This is a genomic window from Haematospirillum sp. H1815, from assembly GCF_012102705.1.
Lineage (GTDB): Bacteria > Pseudomonadota > Alphaproteobacteria > Rhodospirillales > Rhodospirillaceae > Haematospirillum.
Map to the genome: position 1 here is coordinate 140,452 of NZ_JAAVTA010000003.1, position 16,332 is coordinate 156,783.

The following is a 16,332-nucleotide window of genomic DNA, read 5'->3' on the forward strand; positions in this document are numbered from 1 at the left end:
CACCATACTGCGCGGCAAGGCGCCCTGGGCAAAATGGCATAATCGTTGCATTACCCAAGGGCAGCATACTGTCAGGACAAGGCAAACAGGACCATGCCCGTCAGTCCGTATGAAGGATGGAACAATGCCCCCTATCTACCGGGTATCAGCATGGAACCCGGGGGGGGAACTGTCGCCACAAGCGCCTCAGCCGAGGCAACGGATGAAAATTCCCTGTCCTTCTGGGATTTCCTGGACGTCGTGAACCCGCTGCAGCACATACCAATTGTTGGAAGTCTGTACCGGGAATTGACCGGAGATACAATCCGGGGTGAAGCAAAACTGGCCGGTGGGGCCTTGTTCTTTGGCCCGATCGGGCTTGGTCTTGCCGCCCTTGATGTCGGGGTAGCAGAAATTACAGGTGCCCCGATCGATGAGCACGTCGTAGCCATGTTCAATGGCGAAGATGCAGGACAAAACGCCATCCGGAACAACAAGGCAGCAGAGGCCCAGGTTGCATCCGTCAAGGAAGAGACTGTCTCCCCGACCGAGACAGAAGATGAAGCCGTATCTTCATACTCCCCAATCCCGGAGCCTGCAGCAACACAGACCGTTACCGGGCCATCAATGGCCGCAACTGATGCGACCGCAATCATCACCCCCGTGCGCATGTTTCCTGCCCATCCAGCCACAGCCGTCATGCCAAAAACATCCAGACCGATTACACCATCCCGCATTCCGGCATCGGCCATCCGCCCGATGGGTGAGGTTTCCTCCATGACGGCCCTGGAGCAATTGGTACGCGAATCCTCACACCTTGCGCCAACACCAGAACCGCAAGCCACCCCACGACACAACATGGACCAGAAAGAGAAGTCAGCCACACGGCACGAAGACAACAACGGAGACAAGGGAGACAGCAAAGCCCAGCAGCGCAAAGCCCTTGAAGCCCAGGGCCTTGTATCCTTGACCACAACGTCTCCTGTAGCGGTCAACCTACTACAATCGGGAATCTCTGCGCATGGAACGGGCGCTGAAATGCCCGCCCTGCACAAGGCCAGCGAGGCCTACCGAAAGGCAGACCAGCTCCCCCGATAAAGACAAGACGGTATCAGTCCCGCTTCACCATGGGGCCAACCGGCCCACCGCCAAGGACATGGAAATGCAGATGCGGCACCTCCTGATGACCGTTCGCACCGACATTGGAAACCACACGATAACCGCTGTCACGAACCTTGGTCAGGGCTGCCACTTTCTCGATGGCACGAAACAGGGCGGCAATTTCCACATCTTTGCCATCGGCAGCCATTTCGTTGACGGATCGATAGGCTCCCTTGGGAATGACCAGGACATGAACCGGGCGGGCCGGATTGACATCGTGGAAGGCCAGAACATGGTCATCTTCATAGACACGGTTGCAGGGAACCTCGCCACGCAGGATACGGGCAAAAATATTACCGGAATCGTAACTCATCGTTGTCTCCTTGCGTCACCGGAACAAACATGAAAAGCATGGCGCCTGGTCAGCTTATAACGGGCGTGCCTTCTTCCCGTCGATGCCATCTTCACCGAAACGATAATGCATGGCCTGCCATACATCGGACGGAATAACACCGCAGTCTGACCACAGGACCAAAAGGTGATACAGGAGATCCGCGCTCTCACCGACAACGTCCTCACGGCTTTCCACCAGTGATGCAATAGCGACTTCCACCGCTTCTTCACCAACCTTCTGGGCTATTTTCTTGCGCCCCTTGGCATAAAGCCTTGCTGTATGAGAACTTTCCGGATCAGCATCCTTCCGGCTGTTGATCAGGGCAAACAGGTTCTCCAGAATATCCGGGCTGCCTTCAGCCATTGCACGCATGTCCTTGTATACATACCCTGCACACCGCCCGGGTAGCAGGGTCTCATCACGAAACCACAATGTTATACGTACCGTACCGGAAAAGCGAGAACCGGCAGGTCGTATCCACGGCTCTGGCACTATAGCCCCGCAAACGATCCTTGAGATTGTTTGTAAAAGACTATACTTCTATCATCAATTATAAATATGGGGCATAACGTGAGATACAGACTGCTGGCAATGGTCGCAGTGGCCGGTCTTGCCGGCTGCGTGGACGGCATCAAGGTTGATAAGGTTCCCTACGCCAACGCTCCCCCTTTTCCTGAAGATGCGGTCCTGGCTCCCATTCGTTTCCACAAGGGAACAATCCGTGTGCGCCGGGGCAGCCTGATCGGGGGATACCGCATGGGGCTGGAATGTGTGGACGGCGGACGACAGATCCACTGGACTGGTGACGCAACAAGCCGGAAAATAAAGAGCCTTGAATTCAACGACATGTTCCATGAACAGTTCAGCATGGCCGGCTATGCCGTAACCGGCGACCCTGCGAACCTGTTCGGGGATCGGGTCGGCAACATGCCCCGGGCTGTCTATCTGGTATCCGCACAGATCGAAGACATTCGTTTCAACCTGTGCGACACCCTCAATCTATGGACAGGCAGCAGGCTGGATGCACAAAGCGGATCCGGGACCGTTCGCGTGTACTGGCAAGTCCTTTCCGTTGTGGAACGAAAGATCGTGTACGAGGACAGGACATCCGGGTTCTTTTCATTACGGGCACCCGTCGTTGACGCTGCTGCCGTTCTGGTGGGCGAGGCATTTGCACAGGCTGCCGGCAACTTTGCCGCCAGTGAGGGGATGCGCCGTCTGGTTATGGCTCCGCGCCCAACCCGCAGCAGCGCACTGGCTACAAAAACCGGAGACGAGATAGGGCTGCCGTCGGTTTCTCTCTTTGACACACCCCTTGATCAGCATGTCGAGAATGTACGCCGGTCTGTTGTCACGATCGACAATGGAACTGACCATGGATCAGGCTTCTTTATTGCCCCGGACCTGATCCTGACCAATTACCACGTTGTGGAAGGAATGGACGTTGTACGTATCACACTGAACACCGGTCGGACATTCTCCGGCGATATCGTACGTTATGACGAAGCGCGGGACGTCGCCCTGATACAGGTCGAAAAGGCGGGGCATCTTCCCCTGCCAATCCGGCAAAGCCAAGCCCGTATAGCAGAGCCTGTTTATGCCATCGGCACCCCCCGCAGCCGGTCCATGGCCGGAACCGTCAGCCGCGGGATCATCAGCCGGTTTGGCAATAATACCCATGGTCTCCAGCGCATTCAGGCCGATGCGGATATTCATGGTGGTCATTCCGGCGGCCCATTGCTTGATGCCTCTGGCAATGTCATCGGCATCAGTGAAAAACCGGGGAAAGCGTCAAGCGGGCTAAATTTCTTCATTCCCATCCGGGATGCCCTGCAATGCCTGAACCTGAAAATTCGTCACCCCAATGATACGCGTCAAGATGGGTGGGACGACGAAGACCTGCAGGTACCAGATTTCTGACAGGAGAGACCTTTGATTCCCAAAATCCAGTGCGCAAGAAGATAATTAACCCCGATGACCAGAACAGCAGCATAAAAAACATCGGAGAAAAAGTGCCCACCCTGCAGGATCCGCACCAGGCCTACAACCGATCCGGCCAGAAAGGTCATCAGGAAGACCCGCCCTCTCCACCGCAGGGGAACCACAAAGGTCAGGGCCGTCATCCAGAATCCAAGTGCGCCATGACCAGACACAAAGGAACAGTTTGAAATACACTGGTCTGTCATCACAAACGGCGGGGTAAACACACTGTCACCACCAAATTCCATAATCTGGCGAGGACGGGCGCGACCCCAGTTCTCCTTGAACAGAACATTGGCCAGAAGCCCCGGACCAGTTGCCAGACTGACCACCAGATAGGCGCAGACCCGCCCAGTCAACCAAGACAAAGGGCGGTGACACAGACGCAAAATACCCCATAAGCACACAAGAAGAACAACCCCACCAATCAGAAGGCGGGGAAAATCCTTGCGCACAAATTCGGGCACGGGATCGTGGGCCAGGAACCACCCGTCGGACGGTGTCCAGAAAAACCCGCTGATACCCAGATCAATGCCCGGAAAAGTCCAGAAAACAACTGCGGACAACAGAAGCCAGGACAGGTGCATGCCAGCACGCCAAACGCATGACGCCCGCACTTTCATGGCACATATCCCAGAAAATGGTCCACATACCACGCCGACAACTCCAGCGTCCCTCCAGCCATCCCGGCAGAGCGGAACACAGCCACAGGCTCAACAGACTGGAACCGCTGGTACAACACCCCCGGATCATGGCGGGTCACATACAGGAAGCGACCGCCCGGCACATCAGGAAGCGGCATCGTCAGTTCATAGTGATTGTGCACAACATCACCGGGGTGCCACATGAAGCTGTCCCAGGCCAAGGGGCGGGCGTAGTACAAAAGTGTTGCCATGGTCTTGCGGTCATCAAACAGCAGCGGCCGATCGGGGTTCTGTGCCTTCAGCTCACGAACCCAGAGACCGGCATCGTCCCACCCACGCACACGCTTCTGGAGATCCAGTGCCGGGGGAACCCGCACACCAAAGACTGCGGCCAGACTGTCTGCGTTATAGACCAAGGATGCGACCAGAACATGGAGCACAATTGATGCCCGCAAGATCCACGCGCGGGATCCTGTCCCCAAGCACCAGGACACAACAAGAGGAACCGCAGCGACAAAAGCCGGGGCTGCCCAATTTGCATTGGCCCGCGATATCAGGGCCTGCACAGACATGATCACAAGAACCGGCACGACGAAAGCCGCCAGGAAGCGGAAACGCCAATCCACGTGCAAGCGTGACCGTGCGGGAACACAAAGGGCAAGCACCAGAACCGCCAGCAGGAGCGGACCAAAAACCCCCGCCTGGGAGGCCAGGAATGCAAGCATATTCAACGGATTGAAGACATCAGACCCAAGATTCACATTATCCCCGGTATGCCGATAACTGGCCATCCCGTGCGCCAGATTCCACCAGATGTTCGGCGCATAAAGCGCCGCTCCGAGAACCAGTGCCCCCCACAATCCGGGAGACCTCAGGAGGCGACGCCAAGGCGGATGCCAAAGTAGTGTCAGGACAATCGAGACAATGAAAAAGACCATGGCGTACTTGGACAAAAGGCCAAAGCCAAGACCAAGACCAACAGCCAGCCACCACCAGGCAGACCCGCCCGTTACAATGCAAGCCAACCCCAGAAGAGACAGCGCCCAGAACATCAACAGGAATGCATCGGTTGATACAAGCATCGATGACAGGAAAACCGCCGGCAAGGTGATATAGATCACCGCACTCCAGACACCAACCGAACGGCGTCCGGACCCAGCATCCGCATGGTCGCGGTCAAACAGGACAAACCCGATTCCGTACACCAACAGGGCGGTCACGGCATGGGCCAATGTCGCCCCGATCCGGACCCATGGCTCGGAATCACCGCCAAGGCCGGTCGTCAGGGCAATAACCCAGGCAATAAACGGCGGTTTGGAGAAATAACCAAACGCCGGATCCGTTGACCAGCTCCAATACTGCGCTTCGTCAAACGACAGGTTAACCGGCGTCCCGAACAACTGGAACAAACGCCACACGGTAACAGCCAGAACAACCATCAACGCAACCCGGAATGCAGGGGAAGACCAGCTGTTCCGACAACAAGACTCACGTGTCATGACAGGTTCAACCATCTTCCTGATGCAAAAGGGTTGCTGTTCCAAGCAAAAGCGTCACCAGCGTTGGTGTCCAGGCTGAAAGCCACAGGGGCACCGCCGATGACAACCCCAGCGCCAAGGACAACCTGGTAAAAAAGTAAAGAACAAAACCAACCCCGACAGCACCAAGAATACGGGACAAACCCCGGCCAGAGCGTAAATCAGGGTCCAGCGAGAACACAGCCGCCACAATGACCATGGCGCACAACAAAACTGGCGATGCCAACAGGCCGTGCAGGTGCATCCAGTGACGCTGGGCCGAGAAACCCGATGTTTCAAAGAAGCGTATAAAACCCGGCAAATCCCAGAACGACAGAGTTTCCGGGCTGGCAAAGTTTTCCTGGACACGGGCAAGGGTCATCCCGGTCGGCAGGCGCACTTCATCCATACGGACACCAGGATGATTGGGCTCCATGATCCAGGCATCCCGGAGGATAAAGGCGCGGTCCTTCATCGCGCCCTGGCCTGCATCAATGCGACGGTACAGGACCCCATGGGAGTCAAGCATGATGAACATCAGGTCGCGCATATGCAAAACATCGCCATCCTGACGGACGTGCCCGGCGTGCACAACCGTCTGCCCTCCGTCCGTGACAGGTTCACGCAGCCACATGCCCGATTCTGACAGATTGAATGCACCAGCCCGTGCAGGCATCCAGACCTCGTCAAGGCGCTTCTCATAGCTTCGGTAAAGAGCGGACGAGAGCGGATTGACCGCTGTTACATCCAGGACTCCGACAACAGCGGCACACAGAACCATCGGGGCAAGAAATTGCCATACCGAAACACCCGATGCGCGAATAATGATCAGCTCATGACTGCGACTGAGCCGCCACATGGCAATCATACCCCCCACCAGAACGGCAAAAGGCAGCACCTGATGGGCCATGGTCGGCAGTTTCATAAGGGACAGGCCGAACAAGACATCCGCCCCCGCATCGCGCCCGGCAGCACGCCGCAAAAGCTCCACGAAATCAAGCATCAGGACCAGCGCAAGGATAACAGCCAGCGTCCCCAGCAACGCCATGGCAAAATGGCGCCCGATATACAGGGACAATGTGGTATGGAGACGCAGCACTGACTTCCTTTCCCGTGACAAGAATGCGGGGTTGGCAATAAGTTTGTCTAAAACCAACCGGACCGGGGCCACCATGGCTCTTGGCCGTTATACCCTCTCACAGCCCCCGGGGACATGACGAATGGTACAGCTTACGTGCATCTATACCCGTAGCGGCGACAAGGGCAAGACCTCACTTGGAAACGGGGCACGGGTTCCCAAGACCGACGCACGGGTCGATGTATGCGGAACCATCGACGAGGCGAACTCCGCGCTCGGGATTGCCCGCCTGTATTCCTCAGGGAATCAGGCCGCATTTTTTGACAGCATGCTGGGCCGGATTCAGAACGACCTGTTCGATCTTGGGGCTGACCTGTGCATGCCTGAAAGTGACCCGCCAATACAAGCCCTGCGCATCACCGATGAACACGTAGAGCGGCTGGAGCGAGAAATCGACCAGATCAATGCAGGGCTTGTCCCCCTGCAATCTTTTGTCCTGCCCGGTGGATCACCAATGGCCGCGCACCTTCACATGGCTCGAACCATTGTACGAAGGGCAGAGCGACTTATCGTTGGCCTGTCCCTGCGCGAGACCATTAACCCGTGCACCCTGTCCTATACAAACCGCCTGTCCGATCATCTCTTCGTCCTGGCCCGCCACGCGAATGTGGAGAAAAACGGCGATGTCCTGTGGATCCCCGGGGCCAATCGCCAGAATGAAACAGACCACAAGAACCGTTGAGCAGGAAGCGCGGAACAAACCCTTGGCGCGTGGACAGAACAGACGATAGAGTGTCTGGCCCTGCAAGGAAATACCGGACATCGTGTGCCCGGCATGTTCCAGGCAGAGGGGGCAGAAAACAGACCGAAAGCGGAGCAGGGAAGAGCAGATGAAAGTCCTTGTGGCAGTAAAGCGGGTCGTGGACTACAACGTGAAGGTTCGCGTCAAGACAGATGAAACCGGCGTTGAGTTGGCCAACGTTAAAATGTCGATGAACCCCTTCGACGAAATTGCGGTGGAAGAAGCAATCCGGATGAAGGAGGCTGGCACCGTGACCGAGATTGTTGCCGTTTCTCTCGGAATTTCCGCCTGCCAGGAAACGCTGCGCACCGCCATGGCCATGGGGGCCGATCGCGCCATCTTGGTTCAGACAGACATTGATCTTCAGCCCTTGGCCGTTGCCAGGGCACTAAAGGCCATTGTTGATCGTGAAAAACCAGATCTCGTGCTTGTTGGTAAACAGGCCATCGATGACGACAGCAACCAGACCGGGCAGATGCTGGCCGCCATGATCGGGTGGCCGCAGGCAACCTTTGCGTCAAAGGTGGAGCTTGCCGGCAGAAAGGCCAAAATCACGCGGGAAATTGATGGCGGCCTGCAGACCATTGAAACAGCCCTGCCTGCCGTGATCAGCGTTGACCTGCGACTCAACGAGCCGCGCTACGCCTCTCTTCCCAACATCATGAAGGCCAAAAAGAAGCCGCTTGAAACCCTGACGCCCGAAGATCTTGGCATTGATGTTTCTCCCCGGCTGAAAGTGCTGAAGGTAACCGAGCCTCCCAAGCGCCAGGCTGGCATAAAGGTTGCGGATGTGGCCGAGCTTGTCGGCAAGTTGAAGACCGAAGCAAAGGTGATCTGACATGGCGGTCCTGGTTATTGCCGAACACAACAACACGACCCTGAAGGACGCAACCCTGCACACCGTCTCTGCCGCCACGAAGGCTGGCGGTGATATCCATGTTCTGGTTGCAGGTTCGGGCTGTGCCGGGGTTGCGCAGACAGCATCCCGTATTGCAGGCGTCACAAAGGTTCTGATAGCCGATGCACCCTGCTACGCCCATGCGATGGCCGAACCACTTGCGACGCTGATCCATTCCGTGGCCGGGGGATACACCCACATTCTGGCACCAGCCACCACATCGGGGAAAAACGTCATGCCACGGGTGGCTGGCCTAAGTGACATGGCAATGCTGTCTGATATATCTGCCGTCATCAGCCCGGATACTTTTGAACGGCCCATCTATGCCGGCAATGCCATGGCAACCGTGCAAAGCAACGATACGCTCAAGATCATAACCGTCCGCACCACGTCTTTCGACGCGGCTTCCCCGGAAGGCGGAAATGCCAGCATCGAAGCCTTGGCGCCGGGTGAGGATCCCAGCCTGTCAACATTCTTGGGGGAAGAGCTGTCCAGCTCGGCCCGGCCGGAATTGACCTCGGCCCGGGTGATTGTTTCGGGCGGGCGCGGCATGAAATCAGGCGAGAACTTCAAACTGATTGAAGCTGTAGCCGATCGGCTGGGCGCAGCAATCGGGGCATCACGCGCTGCGGTCGATGCTGGTTTTGTCCCCAACGATCTTCAAATCGGTCAGACCGGGAAAATTGTAGCGCCGGAGCTTTACATAGCCGTTGGTATTTCCGGGGCTATCCAGCACTTGGCCGGCATGAAAGATTCCAAAGTCATTGTCGCCATCAACAAGGACGAGGATGCACCCATTTTCCAGGTTGCTGATTACGGCCTGGTGGCAGACTTGTTCCAGGCGTTGCCCGAGCTTGAGAAAGAGCTGTCCCGCTGAACACAGCGCCCGTCAACAACAAGCCACCAGAGGGGGAGCAGACAGCTCCCCCTTTTCTTGTATTATCCCGTCCATATGCAGCCCGGCACCACAGGAAAACACGTATAAGCAGTACTGACCATTGATACACCTCTCTGATTTGATATGATGCAGGCGCCGGCAGCGGGTACGGCATTACAGACCGGAAGGGGAGCCTGGTCATGATCAAGACCGTTGGTGTTGTCGGGGCAGGGCAAATGGGAAACGGCATTGCCCACGTTTGCGCTGTGGCAGGCTATACCGTCAAGCTGGTTGACCTGAGCCAAGAGCAACTGGACAAGGCGGTTGACCTGATTGGACGCAATCTTGGGCGCCAGCAGAAAAAAGGAAACCTGACCGAGGACGAGGTCAAGGCCGCCATGACACGTATCAGCACGTCCACCACCACAGCATTCCCGGATACCGACCTGGTCATCGAAGCTGCGACGGAAGATGAGTCAATCAAGCGCAAGATTTTTGCCGCCGTCTGCGCCACTCTCAAGCCCGACGCCATCTTGTGCACCAACACATCATCGATTTCAGTCACACGACTTGGCGCCACAACCGACCGCCCCGGCCGTTTCATGGGCATGCACTTCATGAATCCGGTCCCGGTTATGCAGCTGGTGGAGCTGATTCGTGGTATTGCCACGGACGAAGAAACCTTCCGCAAGGTGCACGAATTTACCGGGAAGATCGGCAAAACAGCCGTTTCTGCCGAAGATTTCCCGGCGTTTATCGTCAACCGCATCCTGCTGCCCATGATCAACGAGGCTGTCTATACGCTTTATGAAGGAGTGGGGTCGGTCACGTCCATTGACAATGCCCTGCGCCTTGGGGCCAACCACCCGATGGGGCCGCTGGAACTGGCAGACTTTATCGGCTTGGATACCTGCCTGGCCATCATGCATGTCCTGCACGAAGGACTTGCCGACACCAAATACCGCCCCTGTCCGCTGTTGGTGAAGTATGTAGAAGCGGGATGGCTGGGCCGCAAGACCGGCCGCGGGTTCTATGACTATTCCGGGGAAAAACCGGTCCCGACCCGCTAGAAGTCGCAAATACCTTACATCCTTTATTGGATTGAATACCCCGCTTTTGTTCAGTCGAGACAAAAGGCGTACACGGCACGCAAACACCCTATAAGAGTATTTTAAATATTTCTCTGGAATTCATAATGTAAGCTGGTATTTTTTGTGTTGAGAACACACAAGAATGCCAGCCGGAACGTTTGCCCTGCGTCATAGTCAGTGCCATGTGTCTGCCGGGTTGGCAGAACAGGGGGCAGTGGTTGTGGAAGCGGTCAAACGGTTTGAAATCGTAAACTCCTACAAAGATATTAGCCTGTTATTCCAGGATTTGCTGACCAACTGCACAGCACTGGGGTTCGAGTTTGCCGCCTTTGGCGGTATCGAGGGCGAAGATGCCGTGATGGCAGAGACAGGCTGTCCCATTATTGCAGCGTCCTATCCCAGCGCATGGGTCCAGAGATATGTACAAAAGGCTTATCACACGATCGACCCGGTGGTTTATCTGGCGCCCGTCAGCGAAACTACCCTGGACTGGAAGACCGTGAGCGCCCTGAATACCGATTTTTTCAACGAGGCATCGACGTTCGGCTTGCGGGCCGGGCTATCAATCCCCGTTACCATCGCCGGTCGGCTTTATTTGATGAGCTTTGCCACCAGCCGGAACACAGCTATCAGCGCTGAAGCACGGTCTACCCTGGAAAGCATGGCCTTTAACTTTCTGCAGAAGTATACCCGTGCTGACCGCCGCCAGCTACCGGAGCCAAGCACCCCGGAGCAAACATACGACAAAGTTCTTCAGATGGCCCTGTCCGGCCTGTCCAGAACCCAGATCGCCAGTGATCTGGGAATAAGCGAGTATTACGTTGCACAGTATCTTAGAAGAAAAATATCAGCACACTCATCTTACGGCATGGGGAATACTGTCTAGAGTAGGCAATCCAAGCATCACCAAAGAGAACGTGACTGTAGCTATAAATGAGAATAGGAATCATAAATATCTGTAGATATTGATATCAGCGATCTACTGTTGAATGATATCTTTGCGGCAACCAGTTTCTCACCTCCCACGCATCTCTCTCGGTCTTTATAAATCGATACAGGCAGTCCATTCATTGCAAAAGTTCTGGTAAAGATCCCAACAGGCGCAACGGCCAGAAAAGTCCTGACGCCCTCATTCAAAGCAGTCAGAACACTGCTCCGCAATAGATACAGCAAGACAAGGCGGCGCACTTTGGGGGCAAGCTCCCTTTTAACGCCAAGACGCGTCAATTCCCATACAGAGGAACTCTTGGGGATTGCGCACCCCATCAAATCAGGAAAATGATTCTCAAGCATATAAGGATAGATCGTCGGGATAAAACGAACGCAAGCGATACACTCTTCGGCTCTTTCAATGATTAAATAGAGCGCTCTCGTATTATCATACTGATCGAATTCCCATCGCTGATGACTGGGCACATACCAGCGGCGACGGCCGACAAAGATATCATGACGCAGCCTGTGATAGTCTTGCCACAAGCCTGCATTCTCCCATATGTTGTCCCAACGAATCAGGCGGAACTGCATATCATGAAGACGTGGAACAACATCTTCATGCAAAGACAACGTACCCGAAACTTCCGCCCCCCTAGTGAAGCGGTACCATTCTTTCGCACCCCCTTGGCCCTCCGAATAAAAGGCAGCCAACATAGTGCCATACCCAAATCTAAAGCGTTATAAGCCCCAAAGCCAAGGCTTTGCCACAGGCCTGTAGCGTCGTCTGGCAATGCAGCTTCTCCCGAGCTTCGCGCAAATGCCACGACACGCCGTGAACCGTTATGCCGAGAGAGTCCGCGATATCGACCGTACTGACTCCCGCCAGCGACATATGCAGAACCTTGAGCGTCTTATCGTGAAGGCTAATCGAAGTCTGTGCCCGAGAAAACCTGCGCATATACGTCTGCATAAAGACGAAAGACTGCCCTTCAAGAGCCGCTTGGGCATCCTCGCTGACCACTTCGTCTCTTGCGGTGGCAAAACTGAAAAGATAAACCCGCCGCGGCACCTGAATCGGTATCGAAAATCCAGTACGCAGACCAAATAACGATGCTTCATCAAAGAAGTCAGACTTCAGGCCACGCAACTCACCCCAGTGCAATGTGGTTGACGTAACGGGCGTTAGATTAACCACCGGGTCTATCTCATGGTAAGCGCGCTCCGTATATCGTTGCCTCCACTCCACTGGATAAGAACTGAGGACAAACGGGTAACCCATAAGAGAAGACCCACTGTCATCGCCTATAACACCAGCAAAAACAACAAACTCGAACCCCAGACCAGATGCAATGGAACAGAGGCTGTCAAACAACTCGTCCTTGTTTTTACAAGCTGTTAAATTTTTAACGTCTTCAACCACCAAAATAATTCCCTGACAAGGCGCTGGAAATACTTGCAATTTCTGTCACTGCATGATGGTGTAGCGACACATTCCTGCGCTGTAACGGCAGCATCGTATCAACCGGGGCGGACGTTTTCTACCGAAGTTTTGGCTGCACACATACCCCACCCGCCTGTCAGCAGGAAAAGAGAAAAACATATTTGGTACCATGAGCAAGAGACCTGATTATACCCGATGAGAACGTGCCCGCCCCTCTGCAGACGGCCGGCACCCGTCTGTACACAGCCTTCTTCTTTCATCTGCTTTGTTCGAAGCTGTATCCGCGCCCCGCGTCTCGGCCGTCGGGGCGGCGGCGTGCTGTGCAATTGACCATGCTGTAACGGGTGAACACGGGAGGTGTGCCAAGGAAAAAGACCATGAACAACCACAACACTGAACAACCGTTCTACGCACACGGACGCTGTGTCTACCGTAGTACGTTCTGCCAGTACGACACCGACGGGCGCCTTTTGGCCATGACCTTCGGAAACCCGGTCTGCACACTGTCGGCTCATGAAAACGAAGCCGTCGCACAAACCATCGCCGATGCCCTGAACCGCTATACGGCTTCACGACCGTAGGTACTATGACACCACTTTTCACATTAAACAATAACGATGGGGACATTAAACAATGAAAACGTCGATGAAAACCGAGAATTCCTATGGGTACGGCGAAGGTCAACCAAACCCGGTTGATATTCACGTTGGCGCTAGGGTCCGTTTTTGCCGCACCGTACAACGCATCAGCCAGACCACTCTGGCCAATGCGTTAGGATTGACCTTCCAGCAGATCCAGAAATACGAACGAGGAACAAACCGTATCAGCGCATCCCGCCTGTGGGATATCAGCCAGGCTCTGGGGGTTCCGGTAACCTATTTCTTTGATGATCTGCCCGATGCCCTGTCCCGCGACGAGATACACCAGCAAGAGGCCGTTCCGGAACTGAGCCGTGAGTCGGTGGCTCTGCTGATTGCCTACAGCAAAATTGACAAAAAGTCTGTCCGGCGCCGGGTTTTTGATCTGACGCGCGTTCTGGCCGACATACAGCAGGACACAGAAAAGGAAACACCAAAAGCTCACAAGGAAACCAAGCGCCGCGCAGGATAAGACACAACAGGCCTCCTGGTTCTGAAGAAAAACCGACAAGGCTTTGCGCGCACCTGTTTCTTCGGGTAAAACCGGCATTCCATCGCTTTGGTCCTGGCCTCTTCATCAGCGAGGTATCTGTGCAAGCCCTGCTTTCCGGTATCCGGCCCTGGGTTATTCTGACCCTGGTGTGCTGCGCCCTATATCTGCCCGGCATGGCAACGCTGCCAGTCATGGACCGTGACGAGGCGCGTTTTGTGCAGGCCACGCGGCAAATGGCCGAAAGCAACGACTACATTGTTGTTCGATTCCAAGACGAGCTACGGGCCAAGAAGCCTGTCGGGATCTATTGGTTACAAGCCGCTGCTGTCAACCTGTTCAGCCACCCTGCCGATACTGCTGCGTGGCCGTATCGTGTTCCATCGTTTCTTGCCGCACTGGCCACAGTGCTTCTGGTGTTCCGACTCGGCAGCAGTCTGTTTGACCGGCGCACCGGCTTTGTCGGCGCCTTGGTCATGGCAAGTTCTTTGCTCCTGTTCAGCGAAAGTCACCTGGCCAAAACGGATGCCGTCCTTCTTGCCCTGACCACCGCCATCATGGGTGGGATGGGAATGGTTTACATGCAGTCCTGTGGCGGGAAAGCAGCTCCGTCATGGGTCTCTCCGGCTCTATGGCTTGCAATGGGTGCAGCTATTCTGGTCAAGGGACCGGTCACGCCCATGATTGCCATCTTGGCGGTCATAACCTTGTGTCTGGCAGATCGCAAGGCATCATGGCTGCACGGTCTACGCCCCGTGATGGGAGTGGTGCTTAGCATCGCCATGGTCGCCCCGTGGATGGCAGCCGTCTCTGCGGAAACAGAAGGCGCTTTCATAACACGAGCCATACAAGAAGACCTGATTCCCAAACTGCTCGGCGGGCAGGAAAGCCACGGTGCCCCGCCAGGATATTATCTGCTTCTGGTCGGGGTAACGCTTTGGCCCGGGTCCCTGTTTCTGTGGCCTGCGGTGTGGCGCTCGTGGAAAGAACGTGCCCTGCCCGGGCTACGCTTTCTCCTCGCCTGGACTATCCCTGCTTGGCTGGTCATGGAGCTGATTCCAACCAAGCTGCCTCACTATACGCTGCCACTGTACCCACCTCTGGCCTTGATGATTGCAACAACGGTTCTGGCCGTTCGCGACTCAACCCGCGTCGATTTATCACGGCTTGCCCCCATGCTGTGGTACGGCGTCTGGAGTCTGCTGGGCCTTGGGCTTGCTGGAGCAGCGATTGCCCTGCCCATATACCTTGAGGATAAGTTGTTCTTATGGTCGCTCCTGCCTGCTGTCGCATTGGGGGGGGGTATGGCGTTGGTGTGGCGCAGTATCCTGCGCCAGCACTTTCTGCCTGCGCTTGTTTTTGCCATGGCGGGAGCCGCTGTGGCCTTCCCGATGATCATCGGAACTCTCTTGCCCAACCTGAAAAGCCTGTGGGTCAGCCAGGAGATTGCATCTGCCGTTGATCGTTATGCACCGGGCAAACGCCTTGCTGCAGCTGGCTATCATGAACCAAGCCTTGTCTTCCTGTGCGGAACCGAAACCCTGCTACAGGATGGAGCGGGCGCAGCCCATTCCCTGATGCAGGGGACAGCAGGCGCTGCTGCTATAGAGGAAAGAGAACTTCCCGCTTTTCTGTCTGTGGCATCCCGTCAGCCAGACATACAGAAAGCGACCACCATCAGCGGCCTGAATTACTCACGCGGGAAGTCTGTTGTGCTGCATGTCTTTATCAAAGGGAAAATACCGGAATGAAAGGTGATGGTCCCGCACGCGCATGGCTGACATGGGCCCGCAGCATGCCTTGCACAAGCGCACTGTTTGGCGCCTTCATCCTGTCCCTGCTTTTGCAGTGGACAATTGACCGACCCTTGGCCTTCTTTATGCGTGACATACGGGATACATCCATGGGGCACTTCTTTGCCTTTGTCACGGAAATTGGGCTCGGGTGGCCCTGGTATATCGGGTTCCTTCTGGCCGTTCTGGTTTGTATGTCAGCATCGAAGCTGGCCCTGACCATGGACAGCTATGATGTATGGCGGGCCCGGACACGCCGCTTCAGTTTTGCACTGACGGCACTGGTGGCATCTGGACTCGCTGTCACCCTTCTCAAACAAGTTTTTGGCCGCTATCGTCCGAAAATGCTGTTTGCCGAGGATCTCTATGGCTTTGCACCGTTCTCGGGAAATACGTCCTTCCCCTCCGGTCATGCGCAGGTAATTTTTGCTTCCATGGCCGCCCTGTGGTTCTTGTTTCCACGCTGGCGACTTATATGGGGGGCAACAGCCTGCCTGGTCGGTTTCTCTCGCGTTGTCGTGACCGCTCACTATCTTTCCGACATTGTCATGGGGGGAACCTTGGCAATTGTCGTAACCATAGGCGTACACCGCTGGTTCGAACAGAATAGAACAACGCCTCTGACAGTGCGCTGATTCAACAAGCCAGAAAAACCGTATAGACACTGGAACAAGAG

At 55.5% G+C, this 16,332-nt stretch carries 18 protein-coding genes; 11 read left to right on the top strand and 7 right to left on the bottom strand.

Going from position 1 to position 16,332, the window contains the following annotated elements:
- The first annotated feature begins 93 nt into the window (after positions 1–93).
- The gene (locus HEQ60_RS04460) at positions 94–1,077 is read left to right on the top strand and encodes a hypothetical protein (RefSeq protein WP_168069918.1); all 984 of its coding nucleotides are present in this window, start codon (positions 94–96) and stop codon (positions 1,075–1,077) included.
- A 13-nt stretch (positions 1,078–1,090) separates the two neighbouring features.
- Here the strand turns inward: HEQ60_RS04460 and HEQ60_RS04465 are convergent, their stop codons facing one another.
- Together HEQ60_RS04465 and HEQ60_RS04470 are read right to left on the bottom strand one after the other, a co-directional pair.
- A complete protein-coding gene (locus HEQ60_RS04465; RefSeq protein WP_168020832.1) occupies positions 1,091–1,453 on the bottom strand; it encodes a histidine triad nucleotide-binding protein in 363 nt (120 codons plus the stop codon).
- Positions 1,454–1,507: 54 nt separating this feature from the next.
- The gene (locus HEQ60_RS04470) at positions 1,508–1,837 is read right to left on the bottom strand and encodes a phosphoribosyl-ATP diphosphatase (protein ID WP_168069920.1); all 330 of its coding nucleotides are present in this window, start codon (positions 1,835–1,837) and stop codon (positions 1,508–1,510) included.
- Between the two features lie 207 nt (positions 1,838–2,044).
- On the opposite strand from HEQ60_RS04470, the gene HEQ60_RS10850 reads away from it, so the two are divergent.
- A complete protein-coding gene (locus HEQ60_RS10850; protein WP_168069923.1) occupies positions 2,045–3,394 on the top strand; it encodes a S1C family serine protease in 1,350 nt (449 codons plus the stop codon).
- Here HEQ60_RS10850 and HEQ60_RS04480 read toward each other — a convergent pair.
- Genes HEQ60_RS04480 through lptG form a run of 3 tightly spaced genes read right to left on the bottom strand, consistent with a single transcriptional unit; the run spans position 3,349 to position 6,714 of the window.
- Complete coding sequence (locus HEQ60_RS04480; protein ID WP_168069925.1) at positions 3,349–4,077, bottom strand: phosphatase PAP2 family protein; 729 nt, start codon at positions 4,075–4,077, stop codon at positions 3,349–3,351. The genes HEQ60_RS10850 and HEQ60_RS04480 overlap by 46 nt on opposite strands.
- Positions 4,074–5,597 carry an ArnT family glycosyltransferase gene (locus tag HEQ60_RS04485; RefSeq protein ID WP_168069927.1) on the bottom strand — a complete coding sequence of 508 codons (1,524 nt, stop codon included), beginning with the start codon at positions 5,595–5,597 and terminating at the stop codon, positions 4,074–4,076. Before HEQ60_RS04485 ends, HEQ60_RS04480 begins: the two co-directional genes overlap by 4 nt.
- Positions 5,598–5,604: 7 nt before the next feature.
- Complete coding sequence (gene lptG, locus HEQ60_RS04490; RefSeq protein WP_322099291.1) at positions 5,605–6,714, bottom strand: LPS export ABC transporter permease LptG; 1,110 nt, start codon at positions 6,712–6,714, stop codon at positions 5,605–5,607.
- 121 nt (positions 6,715–6,835) lie between these two features.
- On the opposite strand from lptG, the gene HEQ60_RS04495 reads away from it, so the two are divergent.
- The 5 genes from HEQ60_RS04495 (at position 6,836) to HEQ60_RS04515 (ending at position 11,247) form a co-directional block, all read left to right on the top strand.
- Positions 6,836–7,435: a cob(I)yrinic acid a,c-diamide adenosyltransferase gene (locus tag HEQ60_RS04495; RefSeq protein WP_168069930.1), complete on the top strand. Its 600-nt coding sequence runs from the start codon at positions 6,836–6,838 to the stop codon at positions 7,433–7,435.
- 148 nt (positions 7,436–7,583) lie between these two features.
- A complete protein-coding gene (locus HEQ60_RS04500) occupies positions 7,584–8,333 on the top strand; it encodes an electron transfer flavoprotein subunit beta/FixA family protein (protein WP_168069932.1) in 750 nt (249 codons plus the stop codon).
- Between the two features lies 1 nt (position 8,334).
- Complete coding sequence (locus tag HEQ60_RS04505; RefSeq protein ID WP_168069934.1) at positions 8,335–9,270, top strand: electron transfer flavoprotein subunit alpha/FixB family protein; 936 nt, start codon at positions 8,335–8,337, stop codon at positions 9,268–9,270.
- 200 nt (positions 9,271–9,470) lie between these two features.
- A complete protein-coding gene (locus HEQ60_RS04510) occupies positions 9,471–10,340 on the top strand; it encodes a 3-hydroxybutyryl-CoA dehydrogenase (RefSeq protein WP_168069936.1) in 870 nt (289 codons plus the stop codon).
- A 163-nt stretch (positions 10,341–10,503) separates the two neighbouring features.
- Positions 10,504–11,247, top strand: coding sequence for a helix-turn-helix transcriptional regulator (locus HEQ60_RS04515; protein WP_168069939.1), 744 nt, complete (start codon positions 10,504–10,506; stop codon positions 11,245–11,247).
- A gap of 41 nt (positions 11,248–11,288) precedes the next feature.
- Here HEQ60_RS04515 and HEQ60_RS04520 read toward each other — a convergent pair whose 3' ends face one another.
- Together HEQ60_RS04520 and HEQ60_RS04525 are read right to left on the bottom strand one after the other, a co-directional pair.
- Entirely contained in the window at positions 11,289–11,918 is a 630-nt protein-coding gene (locus HEQ60_RS04520) for an acyl-homoserine-lactone synthase (RefSeq protein WP_168069941.1), read from the bottom strand.
- A gap of 106 nt (positions 11,919–12,024) precedes the next feature.
- The gene (locus HEQ60_RS04525) at positions 12,025–12,714 is read right to left on the bottom strand and encodes a helix-turn-helix transcriptional regulator (protein ID WP_168069943.1); all 690 of its coding nucleotides are present in this window, start codon (positions 12,712–12,714) and stop codon (positions 12,025–12,027) included.
- A 398-nt stretch (positions 12,715–13,112) separates the two neighbouring features.
- Between HEQ60_RS04525 and HEQ60_RS04530 the strand changes: the two genes are divergently transcribed.
- The 4 genes from HEQ60_RS04530 to HEQ60_RS04545 all read left to right on the top strand — a co-directional run bounded on the left by HEQ60_RS04530 (position 13,113) and on the right by HEQ60_RS04545 (position 16,291).
- Positions 13,113–13,316 (top strand): hypothetical protein, encoded by a 204-nt coding sequence (locus HEQ60_RS04530; protein WP_168069945.1) that lies wholly within the window; start codon positions 13,113–13,115, stop codon positions 13,314–13,316.
- A gap of 52 nt (positions 13,317–13,368) precedes the next feature.
- Positions 13,369–13,845 carry a helix-turn-helix domain-containing protein gene (locus HEQ60_RS04535; protein ID WP_209315410.1) on the top strand — a complete coding sequence of 159 codons (477 nt, stop codon included), beginning with the start codon at positions 13,369–13,371 and terminating at the stop codon, positions 13,843–13,845.
- 119 nt (positions 13,846–13,964) lie between these two features.
- On the top strand, positions 13,965–15,614 hold the full coding sequence (locus HEQ60_RS04540; protein ID WP_168069947.1) for an ArnT family glycosyltransferase: 1,650 nt from the start codon (positions 13,965–13,967) through the stop codon (positions 15,612–15,614).
- The gene (locus HEQ60_RS04545; protein ID WP_168069949.1) at positions 15,611–16,291 is read left to right on the top strand and encodes a phosphatase PAP2 family protein; all 681 of its coding nucleotides are present in this window, start codon (positions 15,611–15,613) and stop codon (positions 16,289–16,291) included. The genes HEQ60_RS04540 and HEQ60_RS04545 overlap by 4 nt, the downstream gene beginning before the upstream one ends.
- Positions 16,292–16,332: the final 41 nt, after the last annotated feature.